The organism is Acinetobacter legionensis, from assembly GCF_048551735.1.
Lineage (GTDB): Bacteria > Pseudomonadota > Gammaproteobacteria > Pseudomonadales > Moraxellaceae > Acinetobacter.
This window is the reverse complement of sequence record NZ_JBIMBV010000018.1, coordinates 35,210-54,494: the sequence shown is the minus strand read 5'-3', so window position 1 is coordinate 54,494 and position 19,285 is coordinate 35,210. Positions and strand designations below refer to the sequence as shown.

The window sequence follows — 19,285 nt, the reverse complement described above, 5'->3', positions numbered from 1 at the left end:
TCGCTCCATATTTCGATCTTTAAATTGTTTAGAACTACAGTCTTAAAGCATCAATACAATCAACCTAAATATAAATTAAAAGCGCTTTTGCTTTCGCATTTAAAGCGCCGCTATTTATCATGGCTTTTGTTGTGTATTCAGTTTTACATTTTGAGTTTGAGCAGTAGTAATAGCCCCTTGTTGTGGAAATAAATGTTGTTCCAATTGCGGTAACATCATTTCCATATTTTTCCCAATCACCCATTGCGGTTCAGATGGATCAAAGCCTTGTGCATTTTCCCATTTCGCAACTGTTTCAGTCGCTTCTTTAAATGCGGCTTTGAGAGAGCCTTGTTCACGCATTGCCTGATCAAAGAAAGCTCGACCAAAATAAGTATAATCAGCTTCATTTGAACAACCAAATGAAGCACGGTCTGCTGCAGAAGCAGTAATAATCAAAGTATCTGGTGATTGGAGTGCTGAAACAAAGCTACCTGAATAACAGGCTGAAATCACAATCACTTTCCAACGAATACCCGATTTGTCTAGGGTTTCTCTTAACCATTTTGGATCGACATCATCCAAATTAATCGGTTCATTTTCTAGTTCAAAACGATTAGGTAAGCCATGAGAAGTCATATAAAGAAACAATACATCACTTTCGCGATTCATCTGTTGACCAATACGGCGTAAAGCAAGGTCGATACTGGTTTTAGATGCAATAGGAGTGTCTTTAATGCTTTGTGGGTTATTAACCAACTCAACAGAGCGTCCAAAAGTTCCAAAACGGGTATCAAATTGTTCTTTAATTCGATCAATTTCAAATTTAAACACGTCTTGATAACTAGCACCCGCAACACCCAAAAAGTACCAATGTGTTTGAGCAAACTCACCAAACTGCACCTGTTCCAATGCTTTATTGAGCAAATGACTTTGTGCATAAAAAGCACTTTCACTGAGACTTGGAGGAACTTCTTCTACTTTCCAAATTGGCTGTTCCTTGATCGAAACCTGCCAAGTGAACAAAGTGGCTATTGTAGCAAACATGATTAAGGCACGTTCCCACCATGGCCATTGTAATTCTCTTGAAAAAACCCATACTACAGCAAGGCTTTGCCAAATAAACAAAGCAAAAAATAGCAATGGGATCACATCATAAGTGAAATAAGGCAGTAGATCTTGGTTGCCCAAATATTGAAGCAAAGATTGAAACAACATGATATGCGTATCAAGCACTAACCATAACAGTGCTGGAACCAACATCAAGCGTGGATTATTGGTACGTTGTGATAGAAAAATCCCCACAATCAAGGCAATAAAAGGCCACAATGCATAGCTGACAAGCCCCTGTCGATTAAAAACACCACCATCACCAGCAACTAACCAGCTAAACAGTGTATTGGCACCTGCACCCAACAGTCCCCAAAAAATCAGTTGAAGAATAGATGGACGAACAATTTGTAAAGACTTTCGCGAACCTAAGAATAACCAAATCCCTGCACGTTGGTTACTTTTCAAATCCTGCCAAAAGTTAATCGAGGGTTTAAGATCTATCATAAAGATTCTGTTAAGGCAGTGGCTTCAATCAGCCTATCTAGTTTAGGCTTGGCTAAAAAATTATCAATCTTTGATTTAACTATATATCAATAATTCGACTATTATTGAAACAGTTACCAAATTACTCAATAAGTTTGCTGTTAAAATAGGCATCAAAACGACAAGCATCACCTTGCCATTGATGATCGGTTGCCTGATCATTTAAAAATACAGCCAGTCTAGGACGTTTTACCACAACTCGCTTCGCAATTTGCCGTGCTAGGACTAAAAGATGATCGCCTAAATCCATTTCACCATCTTCTGGTAAAAGCATGTGTAATAGCTGCATTTGCTTTTTGACTTGAGCCTGTTTTTTTATGGCTTGCTGATTTTGATCCCGTTGCGGAAACATCGGATCTAAATAAACAACATCAACAGTTTGATGCGTGATTATCAATTGTTGTAAATATTCAGCTGAATCAGAAAAAACCAAATCAATACGCTCAACAACTTTGGCTAAAAATGGATCGTTTTCTAGCTGTTTTTTTGAATCTTCCAGTAAAGTAAATAAAATTGGATGACGTTCGATCAGGGTTATTTTTGCCCCTAAATGTGCCATCAATAATGCGTCATGTCCTAGACCCGCAGTTGCATCAATTAAGTTTGGTTTTTCTGAAATACTACATGCCCGTGCAATCATTTCAGATTTTAAACTGGCACGTTTTAAACGTGGGATTTCAGCTTTCCAGTCAGGTTGCATTTTCATGCCATTGGCGCACAGGCTTAAACCTTGTTCATCGACACACAAGGCAAGTTCAGGGTTCAGCCTTAAAAACCGTGCATTGAGGTTTTCAATTGTTGCAATGTTTACTATGACACCACGTAAAGAAAGCACAGTTTGGTAGGACTGTGCTTTCTCAAAAAATGTGGATTCAGTAAATAAGCGAATTTCGCTTACCATAATTTCCAACCTGTTAATGCAAACAATAAAATCAACAAACCTGAAGCAATACGATACCAAGCAAAGACCATGAAATCACGCTTAGAAACATAAGCCACCAAAATACGGATCAAAATTAAAGCAGAAACAAAAGAAACGATAAGACCCACAAAGAATACAGTCCAATCTTGTGTCGTTTCATAAATATGGTAATTCTTAAAAAGATCTAATAAACCTGCGCCGACAATTACAGGTATGCCAAGGAAAAATGAAAATTCAGTCGCAGCCTTACGGGATACACCCAACATCATGCCACCAATAATGGTTGCACCTGAGCGTGAAGTTCCCGGAATAAGCGCCAATACTTGGATTAAACCAATATAAATGGCTTCTTTAATAGAAATATTATCCACTTCAACTGCATTGACTTTTGGAGGATTTTTTTCAACCCACCAAATGATTAAACCACCGACAATCAAACCAATCGCAACAGAAATATCATTAAACAGCAGCTCTTTTACGATATCCCCAAATGTCAAGCCAACAAGCATAATTGGAATAGAGGCCGCAATAATACTGATCCCAAGATGACGGCCTTTCGGTTCACCTGAAAACAAACCAGTTGCTGCGCCCCAAAGCTTGCTCCAATACTCATAAATCACTGCAGCGATCGCGCCCATTTGAATGGCAACAACAAATAAATCACTCTTTTCTTTGGTCCAGAAATTCATTAGCTCGGATGCAAGAATTAAATGCCCTGTACTTGAAATAGGTAAGAATTCGGTAATACCTTCAACAATACCCATAATGGCTGCTTTGAGTAGCAGTAAAAGATCCATTGTGAAATCCTAAAAATTAAAGCGAAAAACGATTATGGTTTACCTTGTTCTGGAATTTTCTTCCATGCATTATCACGTAAATATACAGGTAAGGCCTGCTCTGCACTGAACCATTGCTTTTGCAGTGCATTTTGACGCGCAATTGTGGCAATATCATCAGCGGAAGCAGCAATTTGTTGAAACGCTATTGCCTCAACATTCACCAAAGCTGAACCTGAACCGATCAAGATATATTTTTGATATTCCGCAGCGTGTTGATAGTCCAATAATTTTTCTTCGTCTACAAGTTGCATAATGTTATTTTGGTCAAGCTTAAAACTTGCCATATAGACTTCCTGCATACGCGCATCTAAAACAGCGGTCACTTCAGTCAATTGGGCCTGACGATAAGCAGCTTGAGCCAGCGCTTGCAAGGTTGAAACTGGAATCACAGGAATATCATTTGCCCATGCCAAAGCTTGAGTCACAGCTGCATTGATACGTACACCACTAAAAGAGCCTGGTCCACGACTAAATGCAATTGCAGTCAAGTCTTTATTGGAAATTTTATTTTGCTCAAAACCTTGCTCAATCATCGGCAAAATGGTTTGAGTTTGTGCTTTTGCTCGCGTATCAAGTTGAAAATAGAGTGTTTGAGTTTCATCAACAATCGAAACGGAACACTGCTCATTGGCAGTTTCCAATGCCAGCAATTTCATGCACAACCTTACCATGTTAAAAATGTTGCCTATGATACTCCACTCATTTCAATAGCGCGAGAGCTTAGAGATAAAGCCTGTCAGATAAAATCCATTAGATCAAAATAATCCATAAAAATGCCAAGACATTGTGCTTGGCATTTAAGTGACAAATTTTAAAACTAGTCATTTATTCAAATTTAAACTCTTCTAAATCAATAAAATTCTTGTAATGGGAGGCATAATGCAAAGCACTCATTTTTAATAAGTTCTCCGCATTCTCATCCAACGTTCTTACGACTTTACCCGGCGAACCCACCACCAAGGAATTATCAGGAATAACTTTACCTTCTGGAATCAAACTATTTGCACCTATGATACAATTTTTACCAATCACAGCATGATTTAAAACTACAGCGTTAATACCAATTAAACTATTATCGCCTATCGTACAACCATGCAACATGGCTTGATGCCCGATGGTCACATAATCGCCAACGATTAATTCAATCCCTGTATCTGTATGTAAAACGGCATTTTCTTGAACATTACTAAAATTCCCAATATGAATTTTAGCGTTGTCCGCACGAATGACTGCACCAAACCATACACTGACTTGTTGCCCGAGTTCCACTTGGCCAATCACTGTAGCATTATCCGCAATCCAACCATCAAAAGGTGCATGCAAAGCTTGTGGTGCAAAACCTTTAAATTTATACATCATGGTATTACATTCCTTTGAGATATTTTGAGACCATTGACTTTGATCATAACTTTTTAGCATTACTTCTTATTGAATATTTGTGACTTAAAAGATGGAGAGTTCAATAAAAACGGCCAGTTTTTTTGATAATCCAAACCATATTTAAATAATGAAATCAGAATTCGAGCGGTTAAACCCCAAATGATTTCATTTTCAATTCTTAAACTGGGAAAATACACCGATTGATGTGCCAAACGTACTTCATAAGGAATAGGCTGTGATTCCATCATTTTTTTAATCGGGGCATAGAATATACGATCAATTTCACTTGGCTGAGCAATCAACTGAATGTCAGGCGGGATTAATCCCACCACAGGTTTTACCGTTATTCCACTTTTTGCCCGCTCCATGGGTAAATCACCAATCAGCTTGACATCAAATGGATTGAGTGCGGTTTCTTCCCATGCTTCTCGCAAAGCCACAACGATATTACTGGTATCATTTGGATCGCGTTTACCACCAGGAAAGGAAACTTCTCCAGCATGATTTGATAGGTAAGCAGAACGTCTTGTCAGCAAAATTTTAGGATCAGCTTCTTGAGTAATAGCAATGAGCACTGCGGCATTGGCTGGATAGGTTCTTTTGCCAAAACGTAATCTATTTTGCAATACTTGGGTTAGCTCATCATCCTTCATTGATCTCACTCTATCTTTTTTGTTCTTGTTCTATCATATAGGAAATTTTATCGATAAGGCTATAAATGATGCGAAAGTAGAATTTTTCAGTTATGCTGAGTTATCTCACATTTTTAATGAAGCTTATGAGTTTTTGCAGTGCATGTGGTCATACAACCATAGAAAAAATTCCTTTAGGTGATCAAAAAATCCGTAAAGTTTGTACACACTGTGGCACCATTCATTATATTAACCCCAAAGTTATTTGTGGTGCACTGGCGATCTGGGAAAATAAAGTTTTACTCTGTCGGCGTGCTATTGAACCACGTTATGGACTATGGACTTTGCCTGCTGGTTATATGGAACTATTTGAAACCATGGAACAAGGCGCAGCCCGTGAAACACGTGAAGAATCTGAAGCTGAGGTTGAGATTGCACAACTTTACTGCATGTATAATATTCCACGGATTGGGCAAGTTTATGTTTTATTTAAAACACAAATAAAAGATGGTGTATTTGGTGCTGGTGAAGAAACCATTGAAAGTCGTTTATTTGATGAACATGAAATTCCTTGGAACGATTTAGCTTTTCCAAGTGTAGAACGCACCTTAAGACATTATTTTGAAGACCGTAAAACCAATACATTTCCAATGCATCTTGAAACTTTGGGCACTCGATTAGACCAAACAGGATAATATCGAATAGATATTCCTTTGATCAACTGCCCAGTATTAAAAATATGAGTAAAAAAAGCCTCAATTCTAATCACTTGAATTGAGGCTTTTTAATCGACATAAATTACTTGGTTTTAATGCTATAACACTGCGGTAAACTTACAGTTAATGTCCCCGATAAACGTTTCGCTAACTCTTTTTGCTCAGCTGTAACTTTCTCTTTATTTGCTTCAACATTGTTATAGATTGATTGATAAACTGCCTGTAGATTTACCCATGTTGCAGTAATCGTTTGATCCCCATTCCAACTGGTAATATTTACACCACTGGATGTGTTTTGTTCATTGATTAATCTCTGAAGATTTAAACGTATACCACCAGAAGATACAGATGCTTTGGCTAAATCATCATTAGATGAACCGCTAGTTGGTGTAATCACTAATGTTTCATTTAAACCTGCTAATGCACCATCAAGGCTGCCAAATACAGGATTTGCTAAAATCATACGCATTGTAATCGACTTTTCAACATTCCCATTAATATAGGCTGTACCTGTGGTTCCAATACGATATTGTTGTACCCCTGTTTCTTTGTCAATATAAGTGCTTGGATCTACATCAGCACATGTATCTGAATTTAGAGCACTATTTTTACCTAAATTGGTACGTATATCTCCATTTTCATCAATCACAATACCGAGTGTTTGCGTATTTGGAGAAACTTCTTTGTTATCAAACGTAAATGTAATATTTGCATACAGTGGGAAGTAATATTTTTCACCAGTTTTTACTGTATTTTTAGTCAGGAAAACTTTGCGATCTAAGTAATTAGCAGGATTAGTTTTATAAATATCAATCCCCCCAGAAAGCTGATCACCATTTAAAGTTTGACGCCATTTCCCGTATACTGTTGGATCGGTAGGTGCTGTTGTTGCGCCTGTTGCTCGCTTATACATATACTCTGTGCCAGCAACATTGGTATTATTCAGCAAAGCTCCCTGATAAATTTCAAGTTTATCCGTTGAATTTTGATCTTTTTTAAACACAAGTGGAGATGTAATTTTACGTGTGAGTGGGTTAATCCAACCTTGTTGGGCATTTACATTAAGTTTTTGTGGAACAACTTGATTTAGCAGTAAAAATTTTAACAGTGAGTCAGCAATTGTACTCTCTTCCACTTTTTGAGGTACGCCAACCCATTGCATAGCATATCCTGAGGTATAGCCTTGACGGTCAGTAACAACATACATGTTGGCAATAGATTCATTCTTGGTACTTAAATCACTTTTACCTGTAAAGCCTTGAATATCAACGTTCGCACCACTAAATATAAGGAAATTTGTCGAATAAATATTAACCAGTGACTGTTGAACCAAACGTTGCGCAGTCGCAATTGCCGAAGCCTCATTAACAGCTTCTACATTGATCCATGGTTTTAGTTTTGCAACATAACTGCCATTAATAAAATCAGTTACGACAATATTGGCATCAACTGCTTTTAAATTATTTTTAATATTATCTGATAATTCAATTGGTTGTACATCCCCTATTTGATTGGCATCCTGTTCCAATCCTATCGCTTGGAAAACTCGGACCAACCCAACCATCACCTTGAACGTATCATCACTCATGGTCATACTTTCTGGTTGTTTACCTGTCATGGCACTTGCAATATCGATCAAGCCAATAGCAGCAGGTTGACCACGAACTTTCAACGGACGAATTTTTGCAAGATCAACATCACCTAAAATGATTTTTCTTTCCGATTCAGAACCTTGGATAAAGAACTTTGCTTTATCTCCAATTAAACAACCACCAAGTGCTAACCCACCCTCAAGTTTAGTTACATAATGATTTTTCGTATCGGTACTACAATCAAAATTTAAACCATCAACAGGATAGTCAACATAAAAACCTAAACATTTTTCTGTAGTATCAGCATCACAACCATTTGAATACGTTTTAATGCCTTTATAAGGATCTTCATTCACTGTCGAACTTTCACCGCCACAACCTGCGAGTGCTAAGCCTAAACTCGTTAAAACGAAAGGGGCTAATAATCTTTTTTTCATATTTTCATCCTTACTGAATAACACTCAGCTTAATTTGTCCATGATTTGTTAACTGTTTATTTTCCACATCTAATGCTGAGGATAATGGTGTTAAAAATAGATATACTGCCTGATCAGGTTTTCTTAAAACGCCTTCCATCGCTGCGTATTGTAAATTATTGTCGTGAGATTCATCATTTTTAAAACCACTCACACCTTCAAGGACACAACCTTGTCCATCTAAAAATACAACTAATGGCCAATAATAACTTTGGATCTTTGAAGAAGATGCATACGATGTTAATAATACATTTTGCACTTTAGGGTCTAATTTCACCACTTCATAGGCAAAACTTTCTTTAATTGGTGCGACTGGCCAAAGCCCAATTTCTTGATTTTTTATTGATAAATCTTTCGCTTTAACTAATTTTTTTCCAGAGAAACATGATTGTTCTAAATTTTGAACAACCTCATCTTTAGCTAAACGAAAATAGGTAGAAGATAAAACAACGGGCTTCTTTTCTTCAGATTCTGAATTCCCACGAATACGGTTTAAAAGACTCGCACTAAGCCCTTTTTGTCGTTCAATAGTTTCATATCGCCCATGAACTGCGCCAATTTCTGGCGTCATATAAAATCTTTTTTTACCTTCTAAATTGAATTCGCGATCTTCTAAATACTCATTATTTACATATTTTTCACCATCAATGACAGTAAAATGCTGATCTTCTACAGGTTGAGTATTTTTCGGCACAACCTCTTGATTGATCTTTACTTCATCTTGGCGTGGTGTACTCTCTTTCGCTAGTTTTTCGACTTTATTTTTTTGTTGAACAGTACTAATGGGCTTCCGTGAAGACTGTTCGACGACAAGTTGAGGAGTTGTTTTTCGTGATACTGACGATGAAGACTGATCTGTTGCCGGAACAGGATTCATTTGAGCTTTAGCTTTGTTGTTATCCATTAAAGGAGGTTGGCTGGCAGGCTGAGAAGTCGGAACAGTCAATGAAGCACTCTTCGGCTCAATCTCTTTCTGATTATGTTTAACTACAGGTAGGGTTTCTATCCCTTGCACATTTGGCTTTATAACTTTAGTTTCTTGTATTTGTTTAGTTTCTTGTATTTGTTTGTTTTTTTGCTTTACTTCCCCTTTGGGACTAGTTTCAGGCTTCTGAACAATCATTGGATGCCCATCAGGGCCAATAATGGTATAAAAATTGGCAGCATAAGAAACAGATGTGGCTGAGCTAAAACTTAAAGCTAGCCACAAAGAGGTTACGACTGTTTTTTTTTCAAGGTTTAAACGCATTACCATCTCGTTCTGTAGTTAATCCCTAGAATTGTAACTTTTGTATTGGTTTTTACATTTAAACCAGCATAAGGGTTCAGTAGCAAGTTATCTACCCCTGTTTTGTTTGCCAAACTACTTGTGTTTGCAGGAATATTATCTCGACTACGCAGGAAACCCACAGACAAGTCAATATCCGTATCTTCATCAAAACGATAGCCCAAACCTAAACCAAATAATTGCGCATTGTTAATCGGAACCATGGTATTACGCTTATCATCTGGGATTGCACTAGCACGAGGTTCATAACCTGCACGAAGCTTTAAGCGATCATTTGCAGAATACTCAACACCGATACCCCAACTCCATGGAGACTTAAAGCCCAATGGAAAAGCCAATGATGTATCTGTAACTTGATTAGATAATAATTTTGCAATTTTTAATGCTGAAATTTGCCGATCGAATTCGAACTGAAACTTTTCCCATGCTTTAAAATCTGTCCAGCCCACGTCAAAGTTTACCTGTAAATCAGGTAAAACCTTATATTTTATCCCCGCTTGGAAGTGAGCTGGATATTCCAAATCCATTGAAATCAAACCAGATTCAGTTGGTGGGATATAACCAGGAAAACCTAAAATCGCAGCAAGAATTTGCCCTGTTGCCGAAGAGTTCAAACCTTTTATCAGCTCTCGTGGTGCATTAGCATTGTCGATAAAGTATTTACCTTTCATACGCATTTTAGCTGAGCTTTGATAAACCATACCAAAACCAAAATTCTCTGTAGGTTCCCACATTAAGCCTAAGTTATAACTTGGACTTAAACTCTGCTCCAGACTAACCTGCATTTTTCCGAATTGGCCAAAAGGATTCATTCCTTCATCGGCATTACAAATACCAAATAGCAGGAGGTCAGTAATCACATTTGAATTATTTCGGAAAGGACCACAAACAGACTCATCAATCATTCGTAAAACGCCGATCATTTCATTCGGAAATCTTAAATCGGTTTTTAATGCCATTGCGTTATATGACATTCCTATTGAAGCACCAATAGACAGTTCATCACTGACTTGGTAGGCAACAGATGGAGATAAGTAGGTTATCCTTTCAATCGCAACTTGTTGCCCCATAAAATTACCAGGATTGCCATCTTCCGAACCAAAGCCTGCAACCATTGGAGCATATGCAGCTGTTGCATAGGTCAATTTTGAGCCAGGGGGATTATAAGAAATACCCCCCGTTGGTGCTAAAACTGGCCAACCGGGCCCCAAATCCACCACTTTCTTTAGAATAGGAATATATAAACTTGCGTATTCCACGTCCCCACGCACTGAATCCTTATAATCTGTACAAAGACTTGAAGGATTATCTGGCGTATCATTACAGATGAGAGGATCATCAGAATACCCAAACACGTTATAACCAGGAGGGGCTGAAAATTCACGCTGTACATCAAAGTTTGCAATAATTCCCTGTACATCAGTTTGCAAACCTTTGAGTTTAGTTAACCCGGCAGGGTTAAAATGAATCGCACTGATCCCCGGTGGGTCTGCAGTTACCGCATTCCCCATTGTTAATGAGCGTATATCTACAGATAGGTTAAGTCCTAAATGTGCAAATACTTGAGTCGAACACCCTGTTAATAAAATCGCTGTAACTAATGGGCGCAAACGTATGTTTTTCATACTTTACACTCCTTTAGTGAGCTTTCTTCTTACCGAAGCCTAAGATGTCCAATGGGAAAGACAAGCCAAGTGAAATATCTGGTGAATCTTCAGTTAAACCAATACCCAATGTTCCATTTACAATCGTATCTGGATTAACACGAACCCCTAAAGCAATTGAAAACATTCCACTAGATTGGTCAGCTGCTTTATATGAATCTGCAAGTCCCTCTGTTGGTTTTATTTAAATGAAGTATTCATATTAAATGATTGTTGGTATGACATAGTCATCGAAACATCATAGTTAAATGAATATGCAAAACCAAAAGAGAAACCACCTGTCATACCAGGATCAAACTCTTCTAAAACGCGTTGATAAGTCTGATCCCCACCTTGCCCATTAGCATTACCTCCACCACGGACTTGATTCAAGCCAGTTTCTTTAAATCCATAATTAGCAGAAACAGATGCAAAGAGTACGACTGGATCGATATATTTACGGGTACTTGCACCGACTCCTACTGAATAATACCCTTTACCTGTTGAAAGGTCTTTTTCAGGGTTTATTTCATATGGACTGTCACCAGTTTTGGTCGATAAGCTACCAAATAAAATTAAAGGTAATCGTCCTGCTTTCAGTGGGAAAGGTTCCCAACGAGCACCTAAATTAATATCCCCCAAACCTGCAGCCGTGGCATCTTTCAAGCTATCTGATTTGGCAATAAAAGGGATAGATGCGGTAAAGGTTAAATTATCCCGTACCCCATACTGCGCAGTAAAAGTATTACTGATGGTATGGCTAGCATCCTCATCAACACGGAGCTGGTAGGCTGTTCCTTCATTAATCCCTAAATTTAACTGTGAATCACGATAGTATGAATAATCTAAATCATAAAAAGTTGAGATTTCACCCTTTTTAATTAAAGAGTATTGACGCTCATTAGATGTAAAAACTTCTTGTAAATTAGTTTCTTGTGAGGCATCGCCTTCTTTTTTCTGTAATGCTTCTGCCGCTTGCGTACCAGGCTTAGGTGCTAAAGATTTTGTTTCATCTTTATTAATTATTACATCTTCTTTAACATCTGTAACAGGAACTGTTTGGCTCGTGTTTTCAGAACTGTTATTGTCTGTGCTTGTAGCCTGATCTACTGCAACCTCAGCACTTGTATCTGTCTCCGCTGCATATAAACTTCCAATTGCAAACTGAATACTCATTGCAAGTAAAGTTCTTTTCATCCATTGATTATTCATATTATTCCTATTCCAAAAATCCAATTCAGTTATGTAATTTTTAATCCATCTTTACTTACGTTTATAATAGAGTCGCATATAGGATGTAATTGGCTGATTGTATGTCGCAGACTTGGTATCTTGGTCAATCACCTTACGCATCGTAGAAGCCTTATCGGCTAATTTATTGGTATAATCGGTTGAATATTGTGCTTCTACTAAAGCATAGCGGTTAATAGTTGCATCATCCACATGGCGCATATCGGCATCCTGTAAGGCCAACATATTCCGTTGTTGATCTTTAGGAGCATTGATCACAAATAATGTGTTGTTTTCCCAAACGTCCTTAAATCGCTCTTGATCAAAACTAATATTCCCCAATGCAGGATCCGCGACATAAACTCGGCCATCTTTATATGCTTTAAATACAACAAAATGTTTAAAACCAGCATAAGAAATCGGAACAATTACGGGTTGATTTTGGTTGATTAAATCGGTGAACTCCCCCTTATAACCACCACTCTCATATCCAATTGCAGCAACAAAACGCTTCATATCCAGCAATGAGAAACTTCGACGCTCAATAATACGATTGTATTCTCCAAAGCGTAATAAGCCTTCCATGGTTTGCTGTTCAGTTAAATTTGTCCCAACATAACCATTTAAAAGTGTTGTTAATGCAGCAGAACCACAGCTATAGTCATATGCTTGACGTACAATGCCACGGAATTGATTTTCCAAGGCGGGTTTAACATGTACCATTTCACGATGGTTACGTGTAAACGATTTATCTCTGGAATCCGCAAGCTCAGTATAGTAAATTGCATCCTTTGGCTTGGGTTTCACATCTAGGGCATGGTTGGCAAAATAATACATTAATGCCGAACCTAAAGTAATTTCTAACATAATTTTAACTATCAAGTATCGGCAGTATTTTGCCTAAAGTGCTGATTTTATTTTTAGAGTGAACACTCTACTTCCCTGTGATTAGAAGATAACGTTTTTTGAAAAAAAAAACAGTTTTTTTTTCAACTTTTGTCGCTTTTACTCAGCTTTTTTGTAAAAAAAAGACGCATGCGTTGCATGCGTCTTTCATTTTCTAATAACTAAACTTAGTGACCAGAAATTGTGATCACAGCACCTGGAGTTGTACCAGCACTACCGTTATAAACTTTCAAACCACTAATCGCAATATCACCAATTGAAGCTGCTGACGCACTACCCAGTTGAATTTTTTGAATATAAATATCAGTCGGTTTAGTCATCGCTGTAATTTGAAGACCATCTGCAGTAGCACCGCTCACACCTGTTGCTCGTACAGCAATAGCCGCATCAGTAGATAAGTTATTAGAACCTGTATCTGTCAATTTAATTGATCCAAGAACAATATCACCACCACCACCAGTTGATGCATCATGCAATGAAAGATTACTAATTGTTAAACCACCAGTCATGCTACCAGCCAATTTAATCATCGCACCTTGTGGAGTGTTACCCAATTGGATATTTGCAGCAGTTTTACCCGTAGTCAAAGTTAAACCATTTAAAATAGTTGCAGTACCAGTACCCACTTTATAAGGGCTTGTAGTAGTCGTTGCATCTACATCATTAACTTCAATTTTACCCAAAGAAATATTTAAACCTGAAACCGCAGCACCAATATTTAGGAATGGACTACCCGCATTACCATCAGTATCAATAGTAATATCTGCCAAATTATGGCTTTGTAATAAAGATGCAGTATTTGCAGTTAATACAATATTATTAATTGTTATTGCACCAGCTGTTGCCGTACCACCCGTGATAGCTGTCCCATCGGTAGTACCATTTACACCATCCGCCAATTTAGCTGTTGCAGATAAACCATCACCATCAAACACATGAACTTTATCAATTTCAACTTTTGAAATACCAATTCCAATAGAAATACCATCTTGACCAGTTGTTGCACTGAGTGCTGCATCATCCATTGCTTGCATTGCCATTGCATTTGAACTGATAGCGATAGCTGAAACCAAAGCAAGTTTAGTAAATAATTTCATAACCTGTACTCTCCCAAGAGCATTTTTTTTCATTTTTAACCACTCTCCGTAGTTCCCTGTTGTTTTAGTTGTTTTACAACTTAGAACACCAATCCTTGAGTAGTCCGTTTTGCCCTTTTAAATTAACTGTATGTTACTTTTTGTTCAACTGCTGTTTATCAAAAAGCCAATTAAACCGATAAACGGTAAACACTTTTATAAGTCCTATTTTCAGGTAGAATAATGCTTTACAAACCCTTTTCGCGCTCGAGTTAAACCTCCCTATGTTTCGGAAGTTATTAGATTTTCCATCAAATGGCATTGCAGATTTATTACACCGACTTGATTCATTATTCGGTTGTATCTATTTAAAAAACTCAGGTGAAGACATTATTGCTTTTTCACCTGAACAATATTGCATTTCAATCCAGCAACAACTTTTTAGCTATTCAAGAAATCATTTTACACATTATCAAAAAGACAAAACCAATCCTTCTTTGAATCACTTTTTTAATTTCACAACTCAATCTGCCCCAAAAACACAGCATACTTTTCAGGGGGGATATATGGGTTTTATTGATTACAACTATGCCAGTCGGCAACACATTGACGCTAATACAAAATCTCAACCCAATTTTTATGTGGGGATTTATAAAACCTTTATTAAACAAGAAAAAGGGCAATTATTTTTTTATAGTTTAGAAGCTTGCGCAGAAGCATTTTTTAAATTTATACAACAGTTATTAGCAACACAATCCTTAAATAATCAAAAATTTAAACTTTTATCAAAATGTAGTGCGACTTGGACAAAATCACAATATGATCAAGCATTTGCACAAATTCAAAAATATATTAAAGCTGGTGATTGTTATCAGATTAATTTAACTCAAGAATTCATAGGAAAAGCAAACGGTTCACTGTTAGATACAGCCGAAAATTTTTGGAAACTCACTGATGCCCCTTATTCAGGTTATTTAAAAATTGATGATTTTGAGTTACTCAGTTGTTCACCTGAGTTATTTATTGATTTCGAGACTGATCGTAAAATCACCACCAAACCCATTAAAGGGACAATGCCTCGTTATGACGATCCAATTTTAGATGAGCAGTCAAAAAATACCTTGATTCACTCTGAAAAAGATCAGGCTGAAAATGTCATGATTGTGGACTTATTACGCAATGATTTAAGTGTATATGCTGAAACAGGTTCAGTAAAAACCCCAAAACTGTTTAATATTGAATCTTTTAAGCAGGTACATCATATGGTAAGTGAAGTCACGGCAACCTTAAAATCGGATGTAAATCCATTTGAGGTTTTATTCACCGCACTACCAGGCGGTTCAATTACCGGCGCACCCAAAATTCGCGCGATGCAAATTATTGAAGAACTCGAAAGTGCACCAAGAGGCGCTTATTGCGGCTCACTGGGGTATTTTAATTTTGATGGAACTGGTTCTTGGAATATTTTGATTCGTTCAATTCAAAAATATCAAGATGAAGTTTCATTGTGGGCAGGTGGTGGGATCACCATTGCTTCAGATTGTAATGCAGAATATCAAGAATGTTTTGATAAAGTTTCTGCCATGCTAGATTTACTCAACACATGGCATCAACCTCAAAATGAATTCTAGACTAAAATCTCATGTTTTAGCGTATCAACAAGGCGTTGATTTTGTTCATCTGTACCAATAGTGATACGTAAGAATTGATCAATCCGTGGCTTATTAAAATATCGAACAATAATGCCATGTTCACGTAATGCTTTTGCCAATTCACCAGCATCTTTTGAGGGTAAACAAGCAAAAATAAAGTTGGCTGAGGATGGTAATACTTTAAATCCTAGCAACTCTAGATCTGCAACAAGTTTGTCACGACTTACAATCACTTTTTGACATTGTGCTGCAAAGTATTCTTGATCTTCAAATGATGCGACAGCTGCTGCAATTGCAAAACGATCAATTGGATAGGAGTTAAAGCTATTTTTTACAGCTTCCAATGCGGCGATCAAATGTGGCTGTGCAATTGCAAAGCCAACTCGTAAACCAGCTAAAGAGCGAGATTTTGAAGTGGTTTGACAAACGACTAAGTTTTCGTATTTTTCCACCAGATTCACGGCTGACTCAGCACCAAAATCTACATACGCTTCATCAATCACAACTACAGAATCTGGATTGGCTTGCAAGACTTGTTCAATTGCAGATATCTCTAATGCAATACTGGTTGGTGCATTGGGATTGGTAATGATAATCCCACCATTCGGCTGTTTATAATCAGCCACATCAATTTCAAAATTCTCATTTAAAGGCAAGATTTTAGTTTGGGTTGAAATTCCAAAAAACTGACTATAAACAGGATAAAAGCTATAGGTAATATCTGGGTATAGAATTGGTTTTTCTTGAACAAAAAATGCTTTAAAAATATGTGCTAAAACTTCATCCGAACCATTACCAACAAAGACATTTTCTACTGCTACATGCTGTTGCTTAGCAATCGCTTGTTTGAGTGCTGATGCATCTGGATCTGGATATAGGCGCAATACATCTGCAGAATCTATAAGTACAGACTGAACTGCTGCAACCACTTTTGGCGATGGTGGATATGGGTTTTCATTGGTATTCAGTTTTAATAAGTTTTGGATTTTAGGCTGCTCACCTGGGACATACGGTTCTAACTCACGTACTTCAGGACTCCAAAAACGCATTTGCTCAGGGCTAATATTTGGCATTTTTATCTCGTATTTTTTCTCACATGACTTACTTTATATAAGCGCTCTCACTCTAGGAGAGGGTTTGGGCATTTCAATAGAATCCCCAAACGTAAGTCAGTTAAATTTTTACGCCCTCATCCTCACCTTATCCCTAAGGGAGAAGGATTTGTACGGATACTGGGCCATTGGTAAATTATTGATAACGATATCTAGCTGATCGGGCATGCGCATCTAAATTTTCTTGTTGAGCAAGAATATCTGCGGCCTTAGCAAGCGATTTAACTCCTTGCTCAGAACACATGATCAAACTTGAACGTTTTTGAAAATCATAAACACCTAAAGGTGATGAAAAACGTGCTGTACCAGAAGTAGGTAGGACATGGTTAGGTCCCGCACAATAATCACCAATCGCTTCTGGTGTATAGCGCCCCATAAAGATTGCACCTGCATGGCGAATACTTTCTGACATCTGCTCAGCATCATCTAAGCACAATTCCAAATGCTCAGGCGCAACTTGATTAATCAAATCAATGGCTTCTTGGCGATCTTTAACCAAGACCAAAGCACCTCGATTTGCAATCGAAGTTCGTGCAATTTCAGCTTTGGGTAATGTAGCCAAATGTTCTTCAATGGCTTGCTCGACATCATTTAACAGCTGTTCATCAGGCGTAATAAAAATCGCTTGCGCAACCGTATCATGTTCAGCTTGTGACAAAACATCCATCGCCAACCATTTAGCGTCATTATGACCTTCTGCATAAACCAAAATTTCAGAAGGTCCTGCAATCATGTCAATACCAACTTGACCAAAAACAGCACGTTTTGCGGCAGCAACGAAACGGTTACCCGGTCCTGTAATTTTATCTACCGCAGGAATCGTTTCTGTTCCATAAGCAAGTGCGGCAACTGCTTGCGCACCGCCAATCGTAAACACACGACTTACACCCGCTAAATAAGCAGCCGCCAATACCAAAGGATTTAAATCACCATTTGGCGCAGGCACCACCATAATAATTTCTGCTACCCCAGCCACGTGCGCGGGTAGAGCATTCATCAGCACAGAGGATGGATAAGAAGCCAAACCACCTGGAACGTAAATACCCACACGGTCTAAAGGGGTAACTTTTTGACCAAGGGTATTTCCTAATTCATCCACATAGGACCAACCGTCTTGTTTTTGAGCCTGATGGAATGAGCGAACACGATTGGCCGCCATTTCCAAAGCTTCACGTACTTCTGAAGTTAAACCTTCAAATGCAACTTTAAGTTGCTCTTGTGTCAGTTCTAAATCTGAAAATTGATGCGCTGGATGTCGATCGAACTGTTGAGTGAGTTTAAGTACATGTGCATCCCCATGTAGGCGCACATCTGCAATAATTTGGTCTACTGTTTTTAAAAGCTCAGGATCACTCACTGTTTCAAAAGCTAACAAGTCAGCAAAGACTTGTTTAAAGTTCTGCTCTTGAGTCGATAAACGTCGCATCAATTTACCCACAAGGTTGTTTAAGAAAGATTTAGTTTACCTTGTTTTAAGTATCTTGTGGGCAACATCACCGCAACATTTCAATTTACTTTCAGAGGAAAGTTTGATTGCAAATGACTTTTGATATAGCAAATTTTTATTTAGGTACTCACATCAGGATAATCCCAGTCACTATCAGTCTGAATCAGCCAGTTCAAGGCGCCATGCCGTTCCACAACAACAGATGAATTTAAATTTTCAGGTGCATCCTGTTGCTTTAAACGCGCATTTACACATGCCCAATCATAACGATAAATTAAATCAGCCTGATCTAAGATTTCTTCAATATCTCGTAATTGGACTTTTTCCATAAATGCAGCAAATGTATCGCACGATGAAACGGCTTGAATTGCAAAATCACAATCAACGATATCTACCGGATAACTCAAATCATCCACAATACCCAAAGCCCATAACAGCACCCAATATGCTTCATATTTCCACACCATATTGATGACATCTTGTGCGGAAGCATCACGATTTAAAATTGCCTGTTCTTTTTCTGTTAAAGCATCAAAAACTTGCATTTTTTTTAAAACATCAAATATAAATATCTTTGTTTCATCATCATATTGATCATTATTCAGGTCACATGCGACCTGAATCACCCATAAACAAGCAATCGCGCGTTTTGCAATTTGTTCTGCACTGCGTGCTTGAACATCTTCTGCAGATTCAATCACAGGTAACCAGTCAATATAAGGAATTGAATAATTTTTAAGTTTTAAAATAGACTGTTCTTTGCGTTGTTGAGGTGTTTTCATAAGCTCTTTTTTGATTC

Annotated in this window: 16 protein-coding genes and 1 pseudogene; 2 read left to right on the top strand and 15 right to left on the bottom strand. The window is 37.7% G+C overall.

Annotated features, from left to right (window positions below):
* Window positions 1-117: 117 nt before the first annotated feature.
* The 6 genes from ACG9ZL_RS15910 to ACG9ZL_RS15885 form a co-directional block, all read right to left on the bottom strand.
* Entirely contained in the window at window positions 118-1,536 is a 1,419-nt protein-coding gene (locus ACG9ZL_RS15910) for a C13 family peptidase (protein ID WP_419360703.1), read from the bottom strand.
* A 121-nt stretch (window positions 1,537-1,657) separates the two neighbouring features.
* Entirely contained in the window at window positions 1,658-2,476 is an 819-nt protein-coding gene (locus ACG9ZL_RS15905; protein WP_419328207.1) for a class I SAM-dependent methyltransferase, read from the bottom strand.
* The gene (locus tag ACG9ZL_RS15900) at window positions 2,470-3,294 is read right to left on the bottom strand and encodes an undecaprenyl-diphosphate phosphatase (protein WP_336952081.1); all 825 of its coding nucleotides are present in this window, start codon (window positions 3,292-3,294) and stop codon (window positions 2,470-2,472) included. Before ACG9ZL_RS15900 ends, ACG9ZL_RS15905 begins: the two co-directional genes overlap by 7 nt.
* 32 nt (window positions 3,295-3,326) lie before the next feature.
* Window positions 3,327-3,992 (bottom strand): tRNA (adenosine(37)-N6)-threonylcarbamoyltransferase complex dimerization subunit type 1 TsaB, encoded by a 666-nt coding sequence (gene tsaB, locus ACG9ZL_RS15895; RefSeq protein ID WP_419328205.1) that lies wholly within the window; start codon window positions 3,990-3,992, stop codon window positions 3,327-3,329.
* Between the two features lie 169 nt (window positions 3,993-4,161).
* Window positions 4,162-4,695 carry a gamma carbonic anhydrase family protein gene (locus ACG9ZL_RS15890; protein ID WP_336952083.1) on the bottom strand — a complete coding sequence of 178 codons (534 nt, stop codon included), beginning with the start codon at window positions 4,693-4,695 and terminating at the stop codon, window positions 4,162-4,164.
* A gap of 59 nt (window positions 4,696-4,754) precedes the next feature.
* Window positions 4,755-5,369, bottom strand: coding sequence for a CoA pyrophosphatase (locus ACG9ZL_RS15885; RefSeq protein ID WP_336952084.1), 615 nt, complete (start codon window positions 5,367-5,369; stop codon window positions 4,755-4,757).
* Window positions 5,370-5,494: 125 nt separating this feature from the next.
* Between ACG9ZL_RS15885 and ACG9ZL_RS15880 the strand changes: the two genes are divergently transcribed.
* A complete protein-coding gene (locus tag ACG9ZL_RS15880; RefSeq protein WP_419360701.1) occupies window positions 5,495-6,043 on the top strand; it encodes an NUDIX hydrolase in 549 nt (182 codons plus the stop codon).
* Between the two features lie 103 nt (window positions 6,044-6,146).
* On the opposite strand, the gene filF is transcribed toward ACG9ZL_RS15880, so the two are convergent.
* From filF to filA, 6 genes and pseudogenes are all read right to left on the bottom strand, one after another.
* Window positions 6,147-8,093: a putative pilus system protein FilF gene (gene filF, locus ACG9ZL_RS15875; protein ID WP_419360699.1), complete on the bottom strand. Its 1,947-nt coding sequence runs from the start codon at window positions 8,091-8,093 to the stop codon at window positions 6,147-6,149.
* A gap of 10 nt (window positions 8,094-8,103) precedes the next feature.
* Window positions 8,104-9,381, bottom strand: a complete 1,278-nt coding sequence (filE, locus tag ACG9ZL_RS15870) for a putative pilus assembly protein FilE (RefSeq protein WP_419360698.1) — start codon at window positions 9,379-9,381, stop codon at window positions 8,104-8,106.
* On the bottom strand, window positions 9,381-11,045 hold the full coding sequence (gene filD / locus ACG9ZL_RS15865; RefSeq protein WP_336952088.1) for a putative pilus system OmpP1/FadL family transporter FilD: 1,665 nt from the start codon (window positions 11,043-11,045) through the stop codon (window positions 9,381-9,383). The genes filE and filD overlap by 1 nt, the downstream gene beginning before the upstream one ends.
* 13 nt (window positions 11,046-11,058) lie before the next feature.
* Window positions 11,059-12,275 (bottom strand): annotated as a pseudogene (gene filC / locus ACG9ZL_RS15860) (putative pilus system protein FilC).
* A gap of 51 nt (window positions 12,276-12,326) precedes the next feature.
* Complete coding sequence (gene filB, locus ACG9ZL_RS15855) at window positions 12,327-13,160, bottom strand: putative pilus system C39 family peptidase FilB (RefSeq protein WP_336952090.1); 834 nt, start codon at window positions 13,158-13,160, stop codon at window positions 12,327-12,329.
* 206 nt (window positions 13,161-13,366) lie between these two features.
* Window positions 13,367-14,296 carry a putative pilus system protein FilA gene (gene filA, locus ACG9ZL_RS15850; RefSeq protein ID WP_336952091.1) on the bottom strand — a complete coding sequence of 310 codons (930 nt, stop codon included), beginning with the start codon at window positions 14,294-14,296 and terminating at the stop codon, window positions 13,367-13,369.
* Between the two features lie 263 nt (window positions 14,297-14,559).
* On the opposite strand from filA, the gene ACG9ZL_RS15845 reads away from it, so the two are divergent.
* On the top strand, window positions 14,560-15,906 hold the full coding sequence (locus tag ACG9ZL_RS15845; protein ID WP_336952092.1) for an anthranilate synthase component I family protein: 1,347 nt from the start codon (window positions 14,560-14,562) through the stop codon (window positions 15,904-15,906).
* On the opposite strand, the gene hisC is transcribed toward ACG9ZL_RS15845, so the two are convergent.
* From hisC to ACG9ZL_RS15830, 3 genes are all read right to left on the bottom strand, one after another.
* Entirely contained in the window at window positions 15,903-17,000 is a 1,098-nt protein-coding gene (gene hisC, locus ACG9ZL_RS15840) for a histidinol-phosphate transaminase (protein ID WP_336952093.1), read from the bottom strand. The two genes, ACG9ZL_RS15845 and hisC, sit on opposite strands and share 4 nt — an antisense overlap.
* Before the next feature lie 175 nt (window positions 17,001-17,175).
* Complete coding sequence (gene hisD / locus ACG9ZL_RS15835) at window positions 17,176-18,477, bottom strand: histidinol dehydrogenase (protein WP_336952095.1); 1,302 nt, start codon at window positions 18,475-18,477, stop codon at window positions 17,176-17,178.
* A gap of 128 nt (window positions 18,478-18,605) precedes the next feature.
* Entirely contained in the window at window positions 18,606-19,268 is a 663-nt protein-coding gene (locus ACG9ZL_RS15830) for a DUF4272 domain-containing protein (protein ID WP_336952096.1), read from the bottom strand.
* Between the last annotated feature and the right edge of the window lie 17 nt (window positions 19,269-19,285).